4 protein-coding genes are annotated in these 4,978 nt (G+C 65.0%); all 4 read right to left on the bottom strand.

Going from position 1 to position 4,978, the window contains the following annotated elements; translation table 11 throughout:
• Window positions 1–216: 216 nt before the first annotated feature.
• Window positions 217–1,917: a phospholipase D-like domain-containing protein gene (locus LB515_RS27995; RefSeq protein WP_224709676.1), complete on the bottom strand. Its 1,701-nt coding sequence runs from the start codon at window positions 1,915–1,917 to the stop codon at window positions 217–219.
• Between the two features lie 742 nt (window positions 1,918–2,659).
• Complete coding sequence (gene msrA, locus LB515_RS27990) at window positions 2,660–3,403, bottom strand: peptide-methionine (S)-S-oxide reductase MsrA (protein ID WP_224709675.1); 744 nt, start codon at window positions 3,401–3,403, stop codon at window positions 2,660–2,662.
• Window positions 3,404–3,713: 310 nt separating this feature from the next.
• Window positions 3,714–4,037 (bottom strand): hypothetical protein, encoded by a 324-nt coding sequence (locus tag LB515_RS27985; protein ID WP_224709674.1) that lies wholly within the window; start codon window positions 4,035–4,037, stop codon window positions 3,714–3,716.
• A gap of 86 nt (window positions 4,038–4,123) precedes the next feature.
• Window positions 4,124–4,810, bottom strand: a complete 687-nt coding sequence (locus tag LB515_RS27980) for a DUF1223 domain-containing protein (protein WP_224709673.1) — start codon at window positions 4,808–4,810, stop codon at window positions 4,124–4,126.
• Window positions 4,811–4,978 lie beyond the last annotated feature (168 nt).

Below are 4,978 nucleotides of genomic sequence, written 5' to 3'. Positions count from 1 at the left end.
AAAGGTGGCGCTGCGAAGCAGCGACGGATTGGGGGAACCACGTGGCAATCAAGCCTCGGCCTGATCAGTCGCGCCAGGAGAAATGCCCGACAGGGCAATGAGGGGCGGCGCTGACCTGTCAGGCAGTTATGGGTCGGCGGTTAGCCGCAGATGCCGGCGCTGCCCCTCATCCGTCACTTCGCGACACCTTCTCCCCGTGGAACGGGGAGAAGGAAATCAGGTCTGCGTCCAGAACGCGATCTCCTGCGCCTTGGTCCTGAGCTCCGTCTTCAGCCACTGATCGTCTTCGTCGAGATAGCTCCACGGCGTCCTGCCTTGGGCCCGCATCTCGCGGATGTAGGAGCGGTAGCGGTAATGGCTGTAGACCGACATCGCGTAGGTGGCATAGGCGGCGGCGAGCTTCCTGTGGCCGCGCACGATCACCAGGTTCTCGTCGTTCTTCTCGCTCGCTGGCGCCGAGAAATTGTGGCTGCCGGTCACCACCACGCAGTCGTTTGAATGCGGGTCGGTCACCAGGATTTTCGAGTGCACGATGGCGTGGCCGATCTGCGATAGGAAGCTCCGCCGGTTGACCTCGGCGATCCACGGCCCGAGCGGCGCGTCGAGGCCCTGCGGCTGCGCCACCGCATAGCGGTCGGGCGTGAATTTCCGGTCGCTGCTCACCAGGTCGATGTCGAGGAAGTTCTGATCGGTGCCGCCCTCCTCCGCGCTCAGCGTCGAGACCACGCCGCGCACATACATGCCCTTTTCCCTGGCGCGCTGCCCGGCCAGCGTGTGCAGCCCCTGCTTGCCCGGCGTGAACATCAAGAACAGCACCGCCTGCTTGGCCGAGGCGATGACGTCGCGCAGCGCCGCCATGTCGGCGCCATCCGAGGTGCGGGTGAACCAGACGGTTGCCTTGGCGGTCCCGACCGTGAAAGTCTTGGGGGCATCGTTGTCCGCCATCAGCGCCGGCGTGAAATTGGCCGGGTCGGTCTTGGGCGGCGAGGCGTCCTTCAACAGGTCCCAATGCTTGCGGAAATGCGCCGCGACCGCCGCGTCCTCGATCAGAAGGCCGTTGTTGACCTGCGTGCACAGGCCGGTCGTGCTCCAGTTGGTGCTGCCCGTCCACGCCATCTTCGGCTCGCCGTCCTTGGACACGACGACGAATTTGTTGTGGCCGAGGCCTTTCGATTTCAGCATCCGGTCGATGGTCGCGATGCCGTGGTCGTTGAGGTTCTTGCGCGCCTCCTTGTTGCCGTCGCCGCTTTTGTCGGAGCCGTTGGCGAGGATGAGATGGAGCCGCGGCCCGAGCCCGATCAGCGCCGTCTCCAGGGTCGCGTCGCCGAGCTCGTAGAGCGCGGCATGCAACTCGTCGCCGGCGACCTGCGTCAGCCCAACCATGCGCAGCCCGAGATCGCCTTCGAGGAAAGCGCGGAATTTTGCGTCGCCATTGGTCTGCAGGCTCTTCTTGAAGGCTGCGGGCGAAAGCTTGTTCTTGGCCATGTAGCGGGCGACGAATTGCGACAACACCAGGCCGCGGTTGAAGTAGCAGGAAAAGCCGCCGCCGGCGTCGGTGGCGAGCGTCGCCCAGTCCGTCCAGTCGCTCGACACGCCCTTGGTCAGCGGCTTGCCGGGTCCGGCGCTCATCATCGCTGTCACCCGGTAGCGCACGACATTGCCGACATCGGCCGCATGGTCGGTCCAGTTGAAGCGCTGGAAGGGCCAGACATCCGACGGCCTGTGGTCGCCCGATTTCGGCTTGTCCTTGGTGAAGCCGACGCGGTTCTCCACCGGCTCGATCCTCTCGCTCGCGCCGGCCTTGCGGCCGCGCTCGAGCAGAAAACCCCGGCATCCTGCGATGAAGTCGCTGGGCGCCCAGGCGACGAAGGCGTCGTCGCCATTGGTGTAGACGGAGACTTTTATGTCGATGGCCATCTGTCGTTCCTCCCCATCGTCGTCGTTCCCGAAGCGCGGCCGGCATGCCCGGCCCAACAATGCAGCCAACAAGAATCCGCCCCGGAAGCAGCGCTCCGGATCAGTTGAAACAGACTTTTCGAAAGAGTGACGGCGATGATTATGTGGCGGCAGAAGATCGGATGTCAATGTTTTGCAGCGTCAAGTATAATTCTATGAACTGCTTCACATTGTGTTCTGTTTTGCCAGCAAAATAGACGCGGATGGCTTCGTCAACCGAAAGTGCGAACCTCGGAGATTGGCGCAAGCCCCTCAACCTCGTCATTCCAGGGCGGAGCAGCCGCGAAGCGGCGTCGCGGAGACCCTGGAATCCATTCCGTGACCTTGATCAAAGGCTGCAGCGGAGCAGAATTCCGCACCGTTGCGGTGCTCATTGATCACGGAATGGATCCTCGGGTCTGCGCGCGTCGCTTCGCTCCTTGCTCCGCCCGTGGATGACGAAGGCCGGGCCGTGTTGGCCAATCGCCAAGGCATGCCGCCTGCCCACGCGGACACATACCCCAGCTTCGTCATTCCAGGGCGGAGCAGCCGCGAAGCGGCGCCGCGCAGACCCTGGAATCCAGTCCGTGACCTGGGCCGTAGAATGCAGCGGAGCAGAATTCCGCACCGTTGCGGCGCTCATACGTCACGGAATGGATCCTCGGGTCTGCGCGCGTCGCTGCGCTCCTTGCTCCGCCCGTGGATGACGACGAGCGGGTGTCGCTCAGCTCTTGCTGGAGGCCAGCACAAGCACCGGCTTCTCGCTGTAAAGCTTGGGGAACAGCGCCTTCAAATTCTCGATCTTGGGCAGGTCGTTGTAGACGATATAGGGATAGGTCGGGTTCAGCGTCAGGAAGTCCTGATGGTAGTCCTCGGCCGGGTAGAAGGTCTTGCCGGTCTCCAGCGTGGTGACGATGGGCTTGGCGAACACCTTGGCCTTGTCGAGCTGGGCGATATAGCTCTCGGCGACCTTCTTCTGCTCGTCGTTTTCGGCGAAGATCGTCGAGCGGTATTGCGTGCCCTGGTCCGGCCCCTGGTAGTTCAACTGCGTCGGATTATGCGCGACCGAGAAATAGACCTGCAGCAGCTGGCCGTAGGTGACCTTCGACGGGTCATAGGTGATCTCGACGGATTCGGCGTGGCCCGTGCGGCCGGTGCCGACGACTTCATAGACGGCGTTTTCGGCGCTGCCGCCGGTATAGCCGGAGACGGCCTTGCTGACGCCCTTGACGTGCTGGAACACGCCCTGCACGCCCCAGAAGCAGCCGCCGGCGAAGATCGCCTTTTCGGTGCCGCTTGCCGCCTTCTCGTCCAAGGCCGGCGGCGGAATCACCACCGCGTCCTCGGCCGAGCGGGCCGGTGTCTGCCACAGGGCCGCTGCCGCCACGGCCGCAAGGCCGAGCACTGCCAACGTGCCGCGCGCGAAAAATGGCGATCGCCGCGCGGCCTTTGTCTTTATGCCGTTCATGTCCTGATCTCCTGTTGTTGCTTCATTATATACGATCGAAGCCTCGAAGCGGTTCTCACTTTGCCGTGCGGCCAATGGCCGAGGGCGCTCCCCTCTCCGTCTCGGCTTCGCCGATCCACCTCTCCCCCGCCTCTGGCGGGGGCGAGGAACCCAGGCGTACCAAGGCCGCGTCCTCCGCGATTGGCGTTTCCTCGCCCCCGCAAAGCGGGGGAGAGGTGGATCGGCGCGCAGCGCCGAGACGGAGCGGGGGCTGCGCTGCCCTGTGCGATTGCCTCGCAGGCCGGCGACGCAGGCGGATCGCCAGCTCACCTTACTGAGCGGTGGTGTCCGCTGGCTTCATGGCATCCGTCGAAGGCTTCATTGCGTCGGTGGCGGGCTTCATCGCATCCGCCGGCTTCATAGCATCCGTTGGCGGCTTCATCGCCTCGGTGCTCATCGCGTCGGGTTTCATGGCATCGGCGGGCTTCATCGCGTCCGTCGCCGGCTTCATCGCGTCCGCCGGCTTCATAACGTCGGTCGCCATCGCATTGGCGGGCTTCATCGCATTGGCCGTGTCGTCGGCGCGGGCGCCGGCGACGAAGACGGACGCGGAAAGCGCGAAGGCCAGCGCCGGCAGAGTGAGGAACTTGGACATGGGTAGTCTCCTTGGGTTTTGGCGCGCGCATGCGGGCCCTGGTGAAGCGTTGCCGCTCATGCGGCCCCGCGCGAAGGGGAAAAAGGTCAGTTGGCGGCTGCGGCCAGGATCGGTCCGCCGCGCGGCGCCTGCACCAGCACCGCGGTGCTCAAGCCCCCGGCGGCTGCCGGCAGCGGCAGCGTCGTCGCCGTGCCGTTCCAGCTGCCGAGCTTAGTCAGCGCATGCACGACATTGGCGTGCGGCAGCGTGCGGCCGGTGTTCTCGCCGCGCGCCACCGGCACCTCGACGACGCCTCTTGTGTAGCGCACCAGCCAGATGTCGGCGCCGCCGCCCGGCGCCTTGCCGGCGCCGATGCTGACCTTGCCCTGCCCAAGCGAAAGCTCCGGGCCCTGCGTGCGGCCGCCTTTAGCGATCAGGCTCTGGATCTCGCCCGGCGCGGCGCCCACGCCGTCGCTCCTGCCGTTCACCACCACTTGCGGCGTGAACGGCCCGTCACGGCCGAGCGACGGCTCGTAGGTCACCTGGCGTTCCGTGAATTCCTTGCGGCCGAACGTGTCCTTCCAGCCGAGATAGTCCCAATAGGTGACGTTGAACGACAGCGCCAGCACGCCCGGCTGGTCCTTGACCTTGATCAGGTTGGCGTTGGCCGGCGGGCAGGACGAGCAGCCTTGGCTGGTGAACAGCTCGACCACGGTGAGCGGCTGCGCGGTCGCCGCGCCCATCGTGGCCGCGAGCATCGCGCCGGCAAGCAGGCTTGTTGTCGTTCCGGTCATGGGAAGCAGTCTCCGTTGCGGGGTCATGCTTCATTTCGCCGGGGTGGAGAGGTTCGTTACAGCTTCACCGGTTTGTGATGTGGAGCATTTCCCTTCTCCCACAAGGGGGGAAGGGAAAAAGGCGTTCCGCTTGCCCCTCAACCTCGCCCCTGCTAAAGCGCGCCGCAT

The organism is Mesorhizobium sp. CA15, assembly GCF_020165215.1.
Classification (GTDB): domain Bacteria; phylum Pseudomonadota; class Alphaproteobacteria; order Rhizobiales; family Rhizobiaceae; genus Mesorhizobium.
This window is presented reverse-complemented; position numbering and strand designations above follow the sequence as displayed.

Coding starts and splice junctions, on each gene's coding strand:
- LB515_RS27995 (WP_224709676.1), bottom strand. CDS start 1,917: ATGGCCATCGACATAAAAGTCTCCGTCTACACCAATGGCGACGACGCC.
- LB515_RS27985 (WP_224709674.1), bottom strand. CDS start 4,037: ATGTCCAAGTTCCTCACTCTGCCGGCGCTGGCCTTCGCGCTTTCCGCG.
- msrA (WP_224709675.1), bottom strand. CDS start 3,403: ATGAACGGCATAAAGACAAAGGCCGCGCGGCGATCGCCATTTTTCGCG.
- LB515_RS27980 (WP_224709673.1), bottom strand. CDS start 4,810: ATGACCGGAACGACAACAAGCCTGCTTGCCGGCGCGATGCTCGCGGCC.